Annotated in this window: 16 protein-coding genes, 1 riboswitch and 1 other annotated feature; of the genes, 8 read left to right on the top strand and 8 right to left on the bottom strand. The window is 49.0% G+C overall.

All coding sequences use genetic code 11. The annotated features are described in order from the left end of the window. Positions 1–33 precede the first annotated feature (33 nt). Positions 34–438 carry an acyl-CoA thioesterase gene (locus B2899_RS06125; protein ID WP_146809078.1) on the bottom strand — a complete coding sequence of 135 codons (405 nt, stop codon included), beginning with the start codon at positions 436–438 and terminating at the stop codon, positions 34–36. Between the two features lie 602 nt (positions 439–1,040). Between B2899_RS06125 and B2899_RS06120 the strand changes: the two genes are divergently transcribed. The 4 genes from B2899_RS06120 (at position 1,041) to B2899_RS06105 (ending at position 4,275) form a co-directional block, all read left to right on the top strand. Continuing rightward, on the top strand, positions 1,041–1,754 hold the full coding sequence (locus B2899_RS06120) for a response regulator transcription factor (protein ID WP_146809077.1): 714 nt from the start codon (positions 1,041–1,043) through the stop codon (positions 1,752–1,754). Further along, positions 1,742–3,205 (top strand): sensor histidine kinase, encoded by a 1,464-nt coding sequence (locus tag B2899_RS06115; RefSeq protein ID WP_307724481.1) that lies wholly within the window; start codon positions 1,742–1,744, stop codon positions 3,203–3,205. Before B2899_RS06120 ends, B2899_RS06115 begins: the two co-directional genes overlap by 13 nt. Positions 3,206–3,440: 235 nt before the next feature. Then, entirely contained in the window at positions 3,441–3,866 is a 426-nt protein-coding gene (locus B2899_RS06110) for a MarR family winged helix-turn-helix transcriptional regulator (protein ID WP_246147240.1), read from the top strand. Between the two features lie 13 nt (positions 3,867–3,879). Next, positions 3,880–4,275: a hotdog fold thioesterase gene (locus B2899_RS06105; RefSeq protein ID WP_146809075.1), complete on the top strand. Its 396-nt coding sequence runs from the start codon at positions 3,880–3,882 to the stop codon at positions 4,273–4,275. 226 nt (positions 4,276–4,501) lie between these two features. On the opposite strand, the gene B2899_RS06100 is transcribed toward B2899_RS06105, so the two are convergent. Beyond that, positions 4,502–5,158: a peptidylprolyl isomerase gene (locus B2899_RS06100; protein WP_286884500.1), complete on the bottom strand. Its 657-nt coding sequence runs from the start codon at positions 5,156–5,158 to the stop codon at positions 4,502–4,504. 27 nt (positions 5,159–5,185) lie between these two features. Beyond that, complete coding sequence (locus B2899_RS06095) at positions 5,186–5,914, bottom strand: SDR family oxidoreductase (protein ID WP_146809069.1); 729 nt, start codon at positions 5,912–5,914, stop codon at positions 5,186–5,188. 159 nt (positions 5,915–6,073) lie between these two features. On the opposite strand from B2899_RS06095, the gene B2899_RS06090 reads away from it, so the two are divergent. Then, entirely contained in the window at positions 6,074–7,201 is a 1,128-nt protein-coding gene (locus tag B2899_RS06090; RefSeq protein ID WP_286884498.1) for an HAD family hydrolase, read from the top strand. Positions 7,202–7,310: 109 nt separating this feature from the next. Here the strand turns inward: B2899_RS06090 and serA are convergent, their stop codons facing one another. Continuing rightward, positions 7,311–8,894, bottom strand: a complete 1,584-nt coding sequence (gene serA / locus B2899_RS06085; RefSeq protein WP_146809067.1) for a phosphoglycerate dehydrogenase — start codon at positions 8,892–8,894, stop codon at positions 7,311–7,313. A 100-nt stretch (positions 8,895–8,994) separates the two neighbouring features. After that, positions 8,995–9,237 (bottom strand) — a binding site (T-box leader). 275 nt (positions 9,238–9,512) lie between these two features. Here serA and B2899_RS06080 point away from each other — a divergent pair. Continuing rightward, positions 9,513–10,001, top strand: coding sequence for a DUF1284 domain-containing protein (locus B2899_RS06080; RefSeq protein WP_414631750.1), 489 nt, complete (start codon positions 9,513–9,515; stop codon positions 9,999–10,001). Between the two features lie 100 nt (positions 10,002–10,101). On the opposite strand, the gene B2899_RS06075 is transcribed toward B2899_RS06080, so the two are convergent. Then, entirely contained in the window at positions 10,102–10,599 is a 498-nt protein-coding gene (locus B2899_RS06075; protein ID WP_146809065.1) for an inorganic diphosphatase, read from the bottom strand. A gap of 109 nt (positions 10,600–10,708) precedes the next feature. On the opposite strand from B2899_RS06075, the gene B2899_RS06070 reads away from it, so the two are divergent. Then, entirely contained in the window at positions 10,709–11,500 is a 792-nt protein-coding gene (locus tag B2899_RS06070) for a DUF92 domain-containing protein (protein WP_146809064.1), read from the top strand. 45 nt (positions 11,501–11,545) lie between these two features. On the opposite strand, the gene B2899_RS06065 is transcribed toward B2899_RS06070, so the two are convergent. The 3 genes from B2899_RS06065 to B2899_RS06055 form a co-directional block, all read right to left on the bottom strand. After that, the gene (locus B2899_RS06065; RefSeq protein WP_281285989.1) at positions 11,546–11,668 is read right to left on the bottom strand and encodes a hypothetical protein; all 123 of its coding nucleotides are present in this window, start codon (positions 11,666–11,668) and stop codon (positions 11,546–11,548) included. Positions 11,669–11,809: 141 nt separating this feature from the next. Continuing rightward, complete coding sequence (locus tag B2899_RS06060) at positions 11,810–12,778, bottom strand: magnesium transporter CorA family protein (protein WP_146809063.1); 969 nt, start codon at positions 12,776–12,778, stop codon at positions 11,810–11,812. Positions 12,779–13,062: 284 nt separating this feature from the next. Further along, positions 13,063–13,228, bottom strand: a riboswitch (M-box (ykoK) riboswitch). Positions 13,229–13,560: 332 nt separating this feature from the next. Then, positions 13,561–13,770, bottom strand: a complete 210-nt coding sequence (locus B2899_RS06055; protein WP_027417451.1) for a ferredoxin — start codon at positions 13,768–13,770, stop codon at positions 13,561–13,563. Between the two features lie 207 nt (positions 13,771–13,977). On the opposite strand from B2899_RS06055, the gene B2899_RS06050 reads away from it, so the two are divergent. Next, positions 13,978–14,546 (top strand): hypothetical protein (locus tag B2899_RS06050; protein WP_286884494.1); only part of this gene is annotated, 569 nt, incomplete at its 3' end.

The following is a 14,546-nucleotide window of genomic DNA, read 5'->3' as shown; positions in this document are numbered from 1 at the left end:
CACCGCCCGCGAGTTTTTCTTATATAAGCCGGATTATGAAGCAAGATGAGCGAATAAGCGCGCCAGTTCATCCGGTACAGGCCGGCTTGTGCGCGTATGGCTATCCATTGTGACACTCGTTACAAGGGCATCTGCAACCAGCTCGCCGCGCTGGTTATGTATTTCCTGCTTTAACACATAGCTTGTCCGGCCGAGCCGCTCCGGTCTGGTCGTAATCGTAAGACGGTCATTTTGTAGGCACTCTTTTCGGTAATTAATGTTGATGTTGACGGTGACCGTCTGGATCCCTAAGTCGAGAAACTTGTCATAGGCAAGGTTTGCCCGCTCGTACCATTCTTCCCGACCCCACTCCAGGTATTCGAGGTATTTGGCATTGTTGACATGGCCGTTGACGTCAATTTCAGTAGAACGAACAACAATCTCCAATGAAGCATCCATATGCATTCCTCCTGTGTATCCGTTTTCTCTTCATCATACCTTCTTTCAAAAGAGATGCCAACTCGGGTTTTGCTTACCCGGGGAACGAACACAAATTGATCATATTTTTATCAAAAAAAGTTCTTAAGAAAGACACGGTACGGTTACAATTTTTGAGTAAAGTATAGCTATCGGGAGGTGAGCAAGAGCTTTAAGGACGGTATGCTGCTAAAGCAATTGAAGGAAATGGAATGACATCAAAAGACCAATAAACGAGCAAAACGCCTGTACGATACCACAGCAAAATTTTGCCGTCTATAGCATAAGAAACCAACCAATTACTTACATGTTAATAACTTAAAAAAACAATATAAGCTTCACGCTTCTTCTTCCTATGAATAACCGGTACAAACGTACCGGTTATTCTAATGAGTAAAAACATAAATTCCTTCCTCCAGCACGGACATGACGGGTTTTTCTGTAGCGAATGATATAAATAGATGCCTTCGGCTTGCAAAACATGCGCAGAAAATGTGATATACTAATGGAATAACAAATAGATAAAGTTTGCAATGCCGTATTCCGTATAAAGTGCGCGTGCGGAATGGAGGAGGAAGATAGCGATGAACGGAACGAAAGTGCTTGTTGCTGACGATGATACGAACGTACTAGAGATTATTCGTCTGTACTTTGCCCAGCAGCAAATTGATTTAGTAGAAGCGCATGATGGAGACGAAGCGGTACGGCTCGCCGAGGCGGAGAAGCCGGACGCGATTATTCTTGATGTAATGATGCCAAAAATGGATGGATACGAGGCGTGCCGGGAAATTCGCAAAACGATGGATACGCCTATTATTATGTTATCAGCAAAAGGAGAAGAATTCGACCGGGTGCTCGGCCTTGAGCTGGGCGCGGATGACTATGTCACAAAGCCGTTCAGTCCGCGGGAGCTTGTCGCGAGAATTAAAGCGATTTTCCGACGGATGCAGCCGCGGGGAACGGAGGAGAAGGATGCGGCACAAAGCAATGTCCTTCAGTTCCAGGACCTTCAGATTGATCTGCAGGGACGCCAGGTGACCGTCGCGGGCGAAAGAGTGCAGTTCCGTCCGAAAGAATTCGATTTGCTTGTGTTCCTGGCCCGTTCACAGGGCAGTGTATTTACAAGGGAACAGTTACTCGAGCAAATCTGGGGCTATGACTTTTTCGGCGATATTCGCACGGTGGACGTTCACGTCAAAAAAATACGTCAGCATCTGGCGCGGCTGCCATATGAATGCATTCATACGGTGTGGGGCGTGGGCTACAAGTTCGAGGTGGAAGCGTCGTGCTCCGCTTAATGAGAGAATGGTTCGGCATTAACAAAAGCATTTTTCGTAAGCTCCTGCTCAGCTACATGGTAACGGTGCTGCTGGGGCTTGGCGCTCTTGGCCTCTCCATGTCGGTGCTGGCCAAAAATTACATATACAATGGAACGAAGGAAGAATTGCTCCGTAAAGCGAAAAAAGTAAACCTTGCCATTCAAGATTATCCGGTTCAAGCTGACCAGACAACGGCGATGCTGGCATTTCTTGACCAGACGTTCGATACGCGCATTTGGGTATTTGATCAGCAGGGACGGATTATTTCCACTTCGACACAGGATGAAGTGTTTATCGGCAAATCCGTAGCCCGCTCGATCGTCGAGCAGGTCATGGAGGGGAAGGACGTTGTCCAGAATTTGCGATTTGAAGGTTTGAGTAAACCGATGATGTCGGTGGTTGTACCGTGGGGCCAAAAAGACAAGGTATTTGGCGGCATCGTATTGCACGCACCGGTAGAAGGTATCGAAGAAACGGTCGGCAATATGAGGGAGATGATTTTGTGGGCGACACTGCTTGGAATTTTGCTCTCCACAGCTATGGTCTCGTATCTCTCCTGGACGATCTCCCGTCCGCTGAAGCGGATTGATGACGTGGCGCTGCAGATTGAACGAGGGAATTACAGCCAGCGCGCCGTAGTGGAGTCTCAGGACGAAATCGGAGATTTGGCACGGACGATTAACCGGATGGCCGGGACTCTTGAGCTTGTAGAGGCGGAGCGTGCCGACTTTGAACAGACCCGTCAGGACTTTCTCGCTAATGTGTCACATGAACTCAGGACTCCTTTGACGGCGATGCAGGGGTTTCTTGAGGCGCTGCAGGACGGGCTGGTCGTTGACGAAGCGTCACGCCAGAAATATTATGATGTCATGTACAAAGAAGTCATGCACATGAATCGGCTCGTCAATGATTTGCTGGAGTTGGTGCGCCTTGAGAAACATGAGGTGAATCTGGTGAAGCGTCCGATCGATATGGACTCATTCCTGCGGCGGATTGTGTTTATGTTCAAAGAAGAGGCTGCCAAGCGCAATCTTGAGTTGCGCCTGGATATGACGGCGCCGCTGCCGGGAATTATCGCCGATCCGCACCGGATTGAGCAGATTTTCATTAACCTGGTGGGCAATGCCTTAAAATTTACGGAACAGGGATCGATTACGCTGAGAGCGAGAGAGCGGGACGGCGGCATCGGGGTGACCGTAGAAGATACGGGTATTGGCATTTCCGAGCACGATTTGGAATTCATCTGGGATCGCTTCTTCAAAGTGGACCGGGTGCGTTCCCGTAAAGAGACGGGAACGGGACTTGGACTTGCGATCGTTAAAGAGCTGGTAACCCTTCATCAGGGTACGATTACCGTTAAAAGCAAAGCGGGTGAAGGCACGGCGTTTACCGTATGGCTTCCTGCCGAAACGAAAGCGGAGCAAAGCTAGAGCAAGAAAGGGAATATTACACTTGTGAAATACTCCCTTTCTTCAAAGCAATCATCCCCTCGTTCTCTTCTGTTGTTTCCTTTGCACCATAAAAGTTGGCCGCCCTTCCCATCATGTTCATGTCGGGGTTGCGGTTGAAACGCCATGGTTGTTTTTATGCAAATTAGTTGTATACAAGATACTTGCTATGTGTTATATTCTGAATAGGAAGAAAATTCAGGAGGGGTGTCAGATTGTGCTTGAAGACTGCATCGTATTTTTGCTTAGTAAAGCCCAGCAGCGCGCGTATCAAACAAGCAAAACCATACTGCAGCCGTACGGAGTTACACCGGTCCAGTATGCACTTCTGCACTTGCTCTGGGAGAAAGAGGGGCAGCATGGGGCCGAGTTGGGAGAACGGTTAAGGCTTGATTCGGCGACAATAACCGGCCTTTTGGATCGATTGGCTCACCAGGGACTGGTGGAGAGAAAGCCGGATCCTAAAGACCGGCGAGTGAACAGGATTTACGTAACAGAGCGTGGCCGCACATTGGAGAAATCGCTTACAGAGGCGATGAAACAGAGCAACCAGAACATCCTCGCCGATTTTACGGAAGAGGAAACACAATTGTTAAAAAGCATGCTGGTTCGTCTGGGATTTAATGAAAAAAAGAATGAGTGAGGGAGATGATAGAATGTTGATGAAGGACATAAAAGATACACTCGTCGGCACATTGGGAATCGAGATAGGGGAAATGACACCGGAGCGAGTGACGGCGACGATGCCGGTCAATGCCAAAACGCACCAGCCATTCGGCCTGCTGCATGGCGGAGCTTCAGTCGTACTCGCGGAGACGGTGGCCAGCATGGGGACGTGGAATTTGATTGACCAGGAGAATGAGACAGCGGTCGGACTTGAGATTAACGCCAATCACATCCGGGCGAAGCGGGACGGCATCGTGACCGCTGTAGCGACGCCGCTGCACAAAGGCCGCACCACCATGGTCTGGGACATCAAGATTACCGACGAAGAAGGCAAGCTTATCTGTGTATCACGCTGTACAATAGCCGTGGTGAAACGGAAAAAGTAACGAAGAAAAAAAGGCTTCCCGCACGCGGGTTTCTTTTCCCAAAGAAGCTGAAATGAGCGCTTGGCCGGTCTTCAGGCTGACCTATCAAACATCTGGGTCACTCAGAGAGGGAGACAGTGATAGGTCGTATCCGCCCTACGACTGTCCAAGCTCAGCGAGGAAAAGAAAAATGCTTAGCGGGAAGCCTTTTTTTCTTGCGCTATCTATATTCTTTCTTTCACTCTGTCTACTTTTCTTGGATGGTGATTGTTTTAATGAACACCTTCTCTACAGGTGAGCTGAATTCGCCGAGCGGGTTTTGGGCGACAGGCGTGCTGGAGATAGCCTCGATCGTGTCCATTCCGTCGATAACTTTGCCGAATATGGTATATTTCGGCTGACTGTTCAATCCTTCCACGCCTTCACCGTTGCCGATGAAGAATTGGCTGCCATTCGTATTCGGACCGGAGTTCGCCATGGCGACAATGCCTTTTTCGTATTTATGTTTTGACGGCAGTTCATCTTCAAATTGATAGCCGGGTCCACCCATGCCATTGCCGAGCGGGTCCCCTGTTTGGATCATGAAATTTTTCATAATCCGGTGAAAGATGACGCCGTCATAGAAATTCTCTTTGGAGAGAAAAACGAAGTTGTTGACGGTTTTGGGCGCATCTTTTGCAAACAGCTCAATCGAGAACTTGCCTTTGTTTGTTTCCACATGCGCAATGTATGTTTTGTTTGGATCGATTTGCATAGCCGGAGCCTTGTCCCACTGTTTGACTGGCTGCTTCTGTTCCTGTCCGGTGGTAGGGGAGCTTTGCTGCCCCTGATTGGAAGAACATGCTGTAGTAGTAAGCGCTGCTGCAAGCGCCAGGGTGAGTAATGCAAGGTGCTTTCTTTTCATCTTTCTTGTCCTCTAACTTTCTCTATGTTATTTTCCCTTTTGCAGATGCTGCGGCACAACCGGACGCATAATCAACTGATTCATAATCACGTGTTCCGGGGCTGCAATCATCTGATACGCCATGTACGCCACCTCTTCCGGACGAAGCGCGTACTCTTTCGGAGCGCTCTGGCCGAATTCCGTCTGTACGGAACCCGGGCAAATAACGGACACCTTTACGTTGTGCGGTTTTAACTCCTGCGTCAGTACATCGGTGAATGCCATTAAGCCGAATTTCGACGTACAGTATCCTCCGCCTCCCGGAAACGTAACCGTGCCGGCCACGCTGGAGATGTTGACGATATGGCCGCCCTGCTGCTGAATCATGTGGGGGACGGTGTACTTCGTACAGAGAAATACGCCTTTCAAATTGACGTCCATCATTTCATCCCATTGCGCTTCTGTCAGTTCATGTATCGGGCCGAAATGGCCGAGTCCGGCATTGTTAACCAGTGCATCAATTCGCCCTTCTTCGTGTACGATCTGTCCGATAAGACGTTCGATGGCGCTGCTGTCTCTAATATCGCACGGAGAAGGAATAATACACCCCTGTTTATTATCGGCTTCAGTTGCCAGCTCCTTCAGCTGCGATTCGCTGCGTGCGATCGCATAGACGGTGGCCCCTTTGTCCGCAAACAGCAGGCTCATGGCCCGCCCGATACCTTTGCTTGCGCCTGTGATTAGCACAACTTTGTTATGTATGGATTGCAGTTCCATTGTTATCGCCTCCTGGCTTTTATTTTACCATAGTTTTATCTGAACGAAATTTACGGAAAAAGGCGATTATTTTATTAGAAATATGTTAAAATGTTCGTGTTGAGTTCGATTAGCAAGCAACTGCATATTACACAAGTCGGAGGAGCTGGGGAAGAAAAAATGTTTCGTACCATTTTATTTGACGTAGACGGAGTTTTATTAAGTGAAGAGCGTTACTTTGACGCTTCGGCGCTGACGGTGTGGGAGATGCTGTACAGCCCCAAATACATCGGCCTTGCCGGTGATGCGTTCGAGCCGGCGCCGGAAGAAAGTGTCATCCGCCGTGTACGCGCCGAAGTGTTCGATCACGATAAAGTATTAAATTTCATTAAAACAAGAGGGATTAACGCTAACTGGGATATGGTGTATCTGGCATTTTCCTACCAATTAGTACGTCTGCTGGCTGAGTTGCACAAAACGAAGTCTGAAGAAGTACGAGGCATCCTGACGTCACAAATTCACCGTGAAGCCATTGCCAGGGTGAAAGAGCTGGCGCAGGGGATAGATTTTACGGTGGACTATGCCGCGTTTGTCACGGACTTTGAGAAGAGCACGGCGGAGAAGCAGGCACTGCTTCTGTATCTGAATGACCTGGTGCGTGAGAAGACAGGCATCGAGACGACCATTTTCTCGCGCAACAGCGAACTGTGGGACCTCTGCCAGGAGACATTCCAGGAATGGTACTTAGGCGATCGTCTTGTCGCCGACTCGATTGGCCGTGCAGCCTACCAGGAAGGTAAAAAAGGCTTCCTGGACGACGAAATTCCGATTGTAGAGCCGGCAAAAATGGCCGAAGTGCTGGCTGAGTTGAAAAGTCGCGGCTATGAGCTTGGCATCGGAACAGGACGTCCGCGCATCGAAACGGTGGAGCCGCTTAAAGCGATGGGATTGCTTCAATATTTCAATCCGAACCGTGTTGTAACCGCAAGTGACGTATTGGATGCGGAGAAGCGCTATCCGGATCGTGCACCGCTCGCCAAACCGCAGCCGTACTGTTATATCAAAGGGATGCTCGGTATGGATTGCCATGACGACGAGTGCTTCGGTTTAGCGCTGCCGATTGAAAACGGCGAAGAGATTCTTGTGGTGGGCGACTCTGTAGCGGATTATATGGCGGCCCGCAGCATTGGCTGCAAGTTCGCGGCGACGCTAACCGGTTTGACCGGCCAGGAAGCGCGCGCCAAGTTTGAAGAACTAAAAGCCGACTACATCCTCGATGACATGACGCAGATTTTAACTATTTTGTAAAAATGAAACCCGGCATGCAGGTCCATGAAGGCCTACATACCGGGTTTTTGCTTTCTTAAGTGTTGAGCCGCTTAATATAAGAAGACATCGAGCAGTTTTGCCAGGTAAATTACAACTCGATTTGCGTTACACTTTTAATTTCATTTAGCTCGCCTAACGTGTCGAGAACGTCAGGGCTCACTTCTTTATCCACGCTTAGCAGCATAATTGCCTGACCGCCCACATCGCGGCGTCCCACCTGCATCGTCGCGATGTTGACGTCATTATTGCCGAGAAGTGTACCGACACGGCCAATGGCGCCCGGACGGTCATTGTGGTGTACGAGCAGCAGATTGCCCTGCGGTACAAGGTCGATGGAGTAGCCGTCGATTTTTACGATGCGCGGGCCGTAGCCGTTCAGCAGCGTACCGGCAACCGTTCTTTCTTCCTGGCTTGTTTTCAACGTGACGGTAACAAGGTTGTTGAAGCCTCCGCCATATGTGGACTTTTGCTCTGTTACATGGATGTCACGGTTTTTTGCAAGGATTGGCGCATTGACATAGTTAGCTGCCGCACCTAAATGGTAGGCCAGGATGCCTTTAAGCGTTGTGCGGGTCAGCGCCGCCGTATCGATGTCATTCAAATCGCCGGAATAAGTTACGACGACTTCTTTCAGGCCGCCTACTGCAATTTGCGCAATGAAAGATCCTAGCTTTTCGTTCAATTCAAAGTACGGTTTAACTTTCTCCATCACATTTGCCGGGATAGACGGCAGATTCACCGCATTTTTGAACGGCTCATCACGCAGAATGTGCAGAATTTCTTCGGATACGTCAATAGCCACGTTCTCCTGTGCTTCCACGGTGGAAGCGCCGAGGTGCGGCGTTACGATAACCTGCGGAAGTTTAAGCAGCGGGTTATCCACCGGCGGTTCCTGTTCGAATACGTCAAGGGCCGCCCCGGCCACTTTGCCGCTTACGATCGCTTCATAGAGCGCTTTTTCGTTGATGATGCCGCCGCGTGCACAGTTTACGATACGTACGCCGTCTTTCATCTTTTCAAACTCTTTTGTGTTGATGATATATTTCGTATCTTTTGTCAGCGGTGTATGCACAGTAATGAAATCAGCCTGTGTTACGACGTCATCGAGCGTACCGAATTTTACGCCCAGTTTATCGGCACGTTCCTGGGTCAGGAACGGATCGTAGGCAATGACTGTCATATTGAAAGCCTTGGCGCGTTTAGCTACTTCGGCTCCGATACGGCCGAGACCGATAATGCCGAGTGTTTTGTTGTTCAATTCCACTCCGGTGAACGATTTACGGTCCCACTCGCCTTCGATTAGCTTCTTATAGGCCGGTGGGATACGGCGGGCGAGCGCCATGATCATCGCAAAAGAGTGCTCGGCCGTAGAGATTGTGTTTCCGTCCGGTGCGTTAATTACGACAATACCCGCATTGGTAGCAGCAGTCAGATCGATGTTATCGACACCTACACCGGCGCGGCCAATCGCTTTGAGCTTTGTGCCCGCTTCAATTACAGCAGGTGTCACTTTCGTCTGGCTGCGTACGAGCAGCGCATCGTATTCTCCGATAATGTCGATTAATTCGGCTTCGGAGAGGCCGGTCTTGCGGTCCACCTGAACATCTTTTGCGTCGAGCAACTTCTGGATACCAAACTCGCTTAATGGATCGCTTACTAAAACTTTAAACATAGTATCTACACCTCCGCGGCGCATGGCGCCTTTTTCCCTGGAATATATTTTTTGGTAAATAAAAAAGCCTTTCGTGCTCACTACAAGCTTGCAACTTGCAGTGAGGGACGAAAAGCTTCGTTTCGCGGTACCACCCTCATTCACTGCTGTTTCACAACAGCAGCCTCAACCGGTCCGCTGGTGACGGACCGATGCCTATAACGGGGCTTCCGTTCAGACCTACTTCTTCCGGTTCAGCCTGACAGCTCAGGAGCGCTCAAACGACAGGGGATTCACCGGTTCGCAGCAACCACCGGCTCTCTGGAGAATCGCAACCGCAGTTTCTCTCCGTCTTCGCTGTTTATGTATATTGTTTGTTGTCTGATAATAATTTAACATGTAAAATAAACTGGGTCAAGCATTTTTCAGCTAAAAACTTAACATTTTTATTTTTATTCATAACAATGTTCGGGTTTAGCTTAAATCTTTATTTTTATTCTATCAAGTTGCTGCAAGGATGTAAAGCTGATTTGTATTCCTATATCGTAAAAAAATTATGAAAGTAAGGGGGAAGGACGGGAATCCGCTTTCAAAAAATTGCGTGAAAAATTCTCTTGCGTGGTACAACAGGGAGATGCCATGATAAGATACAGAGTAAAGGAGGGCAAAGGAGTGGAGATTAGAAAACTGCGTGGCCACCACCTATTATGCGTGCATGGCTTCCAGGGCATGGGATACAGCCCTTCATTTATAGTGAAGATGCAGGAGATTGTGGAGCAAGTCCGCGATCCAGAATGCGATATTTGGCTTGAAGTGACGATCGGTTTCGATGAAGCGTGCAGCGCCTGTCCACACAGGGGAGAGGCGAAATGCGAAGCGGACGAGGATTCCGACCTTTCTGTCAAGCGAATGGATGCAAATGTCATTCGCCATCTGGAATTGGAGCCGGAAGGAACCTACCGTAAGGAATGGCTGGTGCGGCGTACGGCACGAATGGTGGAGCCGGACGATCTGGATACGTTATGTGCGGATTGCTCATGGCTTGCCGAAGGCGTATGCAAAGAGGGGATCCGGAGCCTGCGCGAAGCGCATGGAATTACAGGGGAGACGAAAGCGGATAGAGCATAAGAAAAATTCGCGGGCGTTGCCGCTCTTTTTCCCCCTTCGGGCCCCACGCTCCACACGGAAAAACCTCCCGGCCGGGAGGTTTTCGTATGTACAATCAGGCTTATTTGTTTTCCGCATAACGGGCGAGGCACTCGTCGATAAGCTGTGCCGCTTTCTCCGGACCTTCCCAGCCTTCAATTTTTGTTTCTTTGTTCTCGAGGTCTTTGTAACGCTCGAAGAAGTGGGAAATTTCCTTCGTGATATGAGCCGGGATATCATCGAGGGATTTCACATCGTTCCAGCGCGGGTCGTCAACCGGTACGCCTAGCAGCTTCTCATCCTGACCTTTGTCATCAGACATAATGAGTACACCGATGATGCGGGTAGAGATAACGCAGCCCGGGAATGTTGGGAATGTGGTCAGCACAAGCGCATCCAGCGGATCGCCGTCAAGCGCCAGCGTGTTTTCCAGATAGCCGTACTCGGTCGGATAGTGCATCGGAGAGAACAGGACGCGGTCCAGACGAAATACGCCTGCTTCTTTATCGAATTCGTATTTGTTCTGGCTTCCGGCCGGAATTTCAACGAATACATCAACAACTTTGTTTTCAAAAGCCATGAAGACTCCTCCTCTTTTTAATCGTTCTTGTCCCGTGGGGGATTCTGCTTCATTATAGCAAGTTCCATTTCATAAGAAAAGCACATCCTGAGAAGAGAGGAGGATGGGAATGGATTTTCTCATCGGATTTGTAGGAAGTCTGCTGATTTCCGGTGTGGCGTATTGGAAGCGGTCGCTTTCGGCAAGCGGGGCCGCCGCAGCAATCTTGCTCGGTACGCTGATGTATGCGCTTGGCGATATTCGGTGGTACGGTCTGCTCATTGCGTTTTTTGTTTCATCCAGCCTGCTGTCGCACCGCAAGAAAGAGGCGAAGCGGGAAGTAGAGAACCTGTTTGCGAAAACAGGCACACGGGACTGGCTGCAGGTTGCGGCGAACGGCGGACTTGGGCTTGTTGCGGTATCGGGAGCATTTTTCCTTGGTCGCGAAGAAATGTGGTATGCGTTTTATATTGGTGTGATGGCAGCAGTAACAAGCGATACGTGGGCGACGGAAATCGGCGTGCTTGCCAGACGTAAACCGCGTCATATTTTCACGTGGCGCGAGGTAGAGCCGGGAACATCGGGCGGAATTAGCGGCCTGGGTTTTTTTGCTTCCTTGCTGGGAGGTATATTTATCGGCGTGATGGCGATTTTGTTTACATGGCTTGCCGAAGGAGAGTTTCCATTACTGTATCTTGTGGGCGGTGCATTGGGCGGCCTGACCGGAAGCCTTGTGGATAGTGCAATCGGAGCAACATGGCAGCAGATGTACCGCTGTGAAGCGTGCGGCAAAGGGACGGAGCGGACGGAGCATTGTCAGCAGCCGACACGTGTAATGAGGGGGTATGCATGGTGTACGAACGATATGGTGAACCTAATGGCGTCCCTGATCGGCGGCTTGGTCGCTGTTTGGTGGCGATAAAGGCGAAGGGAGACAAATAAGGAGCGGAATTTTCCGCTCCTTTTATTATTTCGTTTGTCTGGTTGATGTTTTTTTGATTTGCTCCCGTTCTTCCTGCGTTAAGACGCCCATCAGATACAGCAATTCTGTTACTTTTTCAATGCGTCCGGTTCTTCGTGGCTTCTTCATGCGTATGCCTCCCGGCTGATGGATTTAGTTAATTTTATTATACTCAATAGTTTTGACTTTGCGCAACATTTTTTTGAAAATAGACGCAAATCACACAAATGAATTCTATTAACCGTTTGGCGATCTTATAGTAGGGGGATGTTACATAAATTTCTTGCGCAGGTACCACCACATCCACCACGAAAGCGCCGTCAGCATGACGAAGATTACGAGCGTCGTATACGGTGAATCCTGAAACGGCAACGGCACGTTCATGCCGAAAAATCCGGTCACGAATGTTAGCGGAAGCATGATGGTGGAAATCATCGTCAGGATGTTCAGGTTCTCTGTCGTTTTCGCACTGACAATCGAATAATACGTATCAAGCGCACTGTTTACCAGGTCCTTAAATGTTTCCGTGGAATCGGCGATCCGCTCCAGGTGGTCTTTCAAATCAATGTAGAACGGTACGTTATCCTCTTGAATGGGGAACAGCCACTGACCGTTGATTGTAGCGAACACCCGCTTCTGCGGCAGAATAACGCGGCGGATGAGAATCAGTGTCCGCTTGAGCGCCAGGAACTCTTCCGTTACAAGCTCCATGTCGTATTCATACATCTCGTCTTCAATCTCATCAATCCGGATACTGATCCGATCAAGAATCGGGAAGTATTCGTCCGTAATCCCGTCAATGATAGAGTAGAGCAAATAGTCTGCCCCCCGGTTCATGTATTCTTTGCTTTGCAGACAAGCGGCGGCAATACGTCCGATCGACGGCATCGGCCGCTTATGAATGGTTACGATATAATTCGGTCCCATAAAAACGTTCAGCTCAAGTGTCGTAATCTCATTATCGCTTTCTTCATGATAGCGCAGCGCATGAAACACGAAGAAGTGGTAATCCTCGTAGTCATCTACTTTTGCGCGTGGGCTGTGCTGCAGGCAGTCTTCGATTGCCAGCGGGTGAAAGCTAAACAGCTTGGCGACGTAGTGGAGTTCTTGGTTGCTTGTATTAAACAAATCAATCCAGAGCAAGTCCTCATTGGAATGGAGAAATTCATCAATTTTATTTAAGTCCACATCATGGAGCATCTCCTGACTAGAATGGTTGTAAAAATAGGTTTTGATCAAGGGTATCCCTCCTTAACCTTATGATAGTCAGTACTACTTGTACTTCAGGGAAGGACGGCTGACTTTTGCGGTACGAAGGAAAAGAGAGAAGCGAACGAGAGGATGATTTCAATGGGGAAAAAGACGAACGCCTTTTTCTTCCCTGGCTCTTCTTTCCTCTTCTCCTCTTTCTTTTCTCCTCATTTGCACAAAAAAGCCTCTCCCGTATGCCCAGGAGAGGCTTCATTCGTTCAAGCCGTAAACGCAAAGAAGGAACGCATACGAAAACAAAATCCGTACGTTCCGCGTATTCTCCTGGTTGAGCTTCGGCACAGAACAACGTAGAGTAATGACTCAGCCACCTTAAGTAGAGCCTTAATCCGGCAATACCTGTTCTACCCATTGGCGTCTCTCGACGTTTCCGGGCAGTGGCCTGTGTTTGAACTGGAGCCTCGCCTAACGAGAATGCTTATGAATACTTATGACATACTTTAGGATATAGGCAATTAGAAGAGTTGTCAATTGTCTTTTCTTGTATACCGGTTTAAAAGGAGATATCGATTGGGGAGAACTTGTCGGGTACTTTATCTTCGGATAGATTGCATTTCTCGTGACAATCAGCGGGATTGTGATGACTACGATTATGGGCGGCATCGCGGTTGTAAAATGGGGAAAAGAGCATGTTCGTCAGTGTAGAAGAACATAAAGATAAGGAGATGACATGCAGCGAAAAAGCCTAACCGGACCGGTTAGGCTTTGAATGAATACTTCGGATAGTCCCAGGCTTTGCAGCAGCCTGGTTCCTATTCTTCAACTTTAATGGAATCAGTCGGGCAACCTTCAGCTGCGTCACGAACATCATCGAACAAGATGTCCGGAATTTCGGCAGTGTTAGAGTTGTCATCGATTTTGTTGAAAGCCAGACCTTCATCATCATAATCGAATACATCTGGAGCTGTTGCGCCACAAGCTCCACATGCGATACAAGTGTCTTTGTCAACCCATGTAGTCATTCTATCTTCACCTCCACAATTACTAAGAAAAGATGTTGTCTACTTCTCCTCCCCCATTGTAAACATTGTACCTATGAATATCAAGATGGTTAAGAAAAAATAATGAACAGGCTGCAAAAACATCTCTTCCTCTCCACCCGGGAGAGCGCTACACTATAAATAGGTACAGTAACTACTTACCCGAATGTAAGGAATGAAAACATAGAGATGGAGAATCGATTTGAAGAAGGCCTGTTTCTCGTGGCCGCCGCACGTTTTCGCGGCGAGCGGACATCGCAGGCCATCGTACATTTGCTCAGAGGACGCAAAAACAACCAGGTCATCGCCGACGCGGCCCTTTTTGGCACATCGATGTTGTACGGCATAATGAGAAACGTGTCCGGCGAGGCTGTGCGGAGTCGTTTGGATGCGCTTATCGAGCGCGGATGGATCGAGGTGCACCAGGGAGAAAAAGAGCAGGTCTACTGTTCCATGACAGGGAAAGAAGAGTTGCGGAAGCTGAATGCTGAGTTTCGGTATGAGGCTTGTCTCTCGGCGGTTGCTTCCGTCCATGAAAAAGTGCGGGCGGTGCGCTTTTGGAAGAAGTTTTCCCTTTTTATTCAAACGCTTTCACATCTTATCGCCCAGGAGACATTGTTTTATCCTGTAGTGGAGCAGCGGGAGCTGCAGCAGGAAGTAAAACGGGTTATTATGTCATATGCGGACAAGCGCAGCCTGGCATTACAAACGAAGCAAGAGATCGCTCGCTGGATGGGAGAAGTAGAGGAGGAAGAGCG

Origin of the sequence: Aneurinibacillus sp. UBA3580 (genome assembly GCF_002375825.1) — a bacterium.
GTDB classification, from domain to species: Bacteria; Bacillota; Bacilli; order Aneurinibacillales; family Aneurinibacillaceae; genus Aneurinibacillus; species Aneurinibacillus danicus.
This window is presented reverse-complemented; position numbering and strand designations above follow the sequence as displayed.

What these genes read in the sequence shown, in the direction of transcription:
- B2899_RS06125 (WP_146809078.1), bottom strand. Translation starts at nt 438, where the DNA reads ATGGATGCTTCATTGGAGATTGTTGTTCGTTCTACTGAAATTGACGTC.
- B2899_RS06120 (WP_146809077.1), top strand. Translation starts at nt 1,041, where the DNA reads ATGAACGGAACGAAAGTGCTTGTTGCTGACGATGATACGAACGTACTA.
- B2899_RS06105 (WP_146809075.1), top strand. Translation starts at nt 3,880, where the DNA reads ATGTTGATGAAGGACATAAAAGATACACTCGTCGGCACATTGGGAATC.
- B2899_RS06100 (WP_286884500.1), bottom strand. Translation starts at nt 5,158, where the DNA reads ATGAAAAGAAAGCACCTTGCATTACTCACCCTGGCGCTTGCAGCAGCG.
- B2899_RS06095 (WP_146809069.1), bottom strand. Translation starts at nt 5,914, where the DNA reads ATGGAACTGCAATCCATACATAACAAAGTTGTGCTAATCACAGGCGCA.
- B2899_RS06090 (WP_286884498.1), top strand. Translation starts at nt 6,074, where the DNA reads ATGTTTCGTACCATTTTATTTGACGTAGACGGAGTTTTATTAAGTGAA.
- serA (WP_146809067.1), bottom strand. Translation starts at nt 8,894, where the DNA reads ATGTTTAAAGTTTTAGTAAGCGATCCATTAAGCGAGTTTGGTATCCAG.
- B2899_RS06080 (WP_414631750.1), top strand. Translation starts at nt 9,513, where the DNA reads ATGATAAGATACAGAGTAAAGGAGGGCAAAGGAGTGGAGATTAGAAAA.
- B2899_RS06075 (WP_146809065.1), bottom strand. Translation starts at nt 10,599, where the DNA reads ATGGCTTTTGAAAACAAAGTTGTTGATGTATTCGTTGAAATTCCGGCC.
- B2899_RS06070 (WP_146809064.1), top strand. Translation starts at nt 10,709, where the DNA reads ATGGATTTTCTCATCGGATTTGTAGGAAGTCTGCTGATTTCCGGTGTG.
- B2899_RS06065 (WP_281285989.1), bottom strand. Translation starts at nt 11,668, where the DNA reads ATGAAGAAGCCACGAAGAACCGGACGCATTGAAAAAGTAACAGAATTG.
- B2899_RS06055 (WP_027417451.1), bottom strand. Translation starts at nt 13,770, where the DNA reads ATGACTACATGGGTTGACAAAGACACTTGTATCGCATGTGGAGCTTGT.